Genomic DNA, 1,285 nt, shown 5'->3' with positions numbered 1-1,285 from the left:
TTCTCGGCAAGGATCTTCATGAGATTGCGCTTGCGCTTCTGGTCGGCTCGCAGTGCAGCGAGGTAGCTGGCGAACTCTGTTTCCGTGCCCAGTGCCCGGTGGCAGGCGCGGGCGCTCAGCAGCAGCGTGGCCATCTGCTGGTAGTTGCCATCGCCGGTTACCTGCTTGAGCGGCTCGATGGCGCGGCGGTACACCTCCAGTGCATCGGCCGGGCGGCTCTCGCGGACCTGGTCGGCCAGTGTCAGCCACTGCCGGGTGCCGGCGCGTCCCGGGGCGGCCTCCCATGCCGCGTCCAGGTCCCCGTCGTCGATCAGGGCATCGATCAGCACCGGTCCGTCGCCGTACCACCCGCGGCCGTGCCGCTTCTCGGCATCGGTGCGCAGCAGGTTCAGTGCCGTGGCGCGTTCGGTGTCCCAGGTTCCGGCCGCCCGGGCGGCGTCCCGGAGCTTGCGGTAGGCGGCCAGCGTGCGCGCTGCCTTGAACCGATCGCGGCGCACGGCTGCGGCATCGGCGAGCCGCCCGGCCCGGACGTACCGAGCGGTGACGTAGTCCAGCAGCCGGTCGTCGACGTGGGCCTGCCCGGCGGTGGTGCGCAGGCCGCGCTCGGCCCATTCGAGCGCCTCGCCCTCGCGGCCGGCCGCGTCCAGTTCCTGCGCGATCACCAGGTGGGTCCAGCCGGAGGGGGCGAGGTCGGCCGCGTGTACGGCGATCAGCGCGTCGAGGTCGCCCTCGGCCTTGACCAGGTCCTGCATGAGGTTCTTCTCGGCCCAGCCGGACGGCCTGCGCCGCCACGCCTCCTGCGCGAGTTCCCGCACCCGCGCGAGCCCCGTCTCCCCGAGGATGTCGCGGTAGTCCTCCAGATCGATCTCGGGCAGGTGGCTCAGGCCGCCCAGCAGGTGACCGACCAGCCACTCGGCGGTCTCCTTCGGGTCGGGCGAGGCCGCACGGCAGGCTTCCAGGTGCGCCTCGCCGAGGTCCGCTGCCACCCCGCCGAGGTGTCCGTCGGAGTCGTCCACCTGGTCGGACGTCTCGCCGAGCAGCCTGATCGCCTCCCGCGCGAGGACGACCGCCTGCCCTGCCTGCCCCGTGTCGGTCAGTGCGCTGATCGCCGCGACGGCCTCACCGGCCTGGTCCGCGTAGGCGTGGGCGTCGGCGTACTCGACGTACCCGTAGCGGCTGAAGCCGCCCACCGCGAGCAGGTCCGCGATCCGTGCGCGCATCTGGCCGAGGTCGGCGCCGGCGGTCGCGGCCCGCAGCTCCAGGCGTCGGCGCAAGTCCCGGTCAC

The 1,285-nt window shown here is 73.1% G+C and carries 1 protein-coding gene; it reads right to left on the bottom strand.

Translation table 11 applies throughout. The features are described from left to right. A partial coding sequence (locus ACZ38L_RS39570; RefSeq protein ID WP_465703019.1) for an SWIM zinc finger family protein occupies positions 1 to 1,285 on the bottom strand: 1,285 nt, incomplete at both ends.

Source organism: Kitasatospora sp. NPDC024654 (genome assembly GCF_055559155.1).
This window is presented reverse-complemented; position numbering and strand designations above follow the sequence as displayed.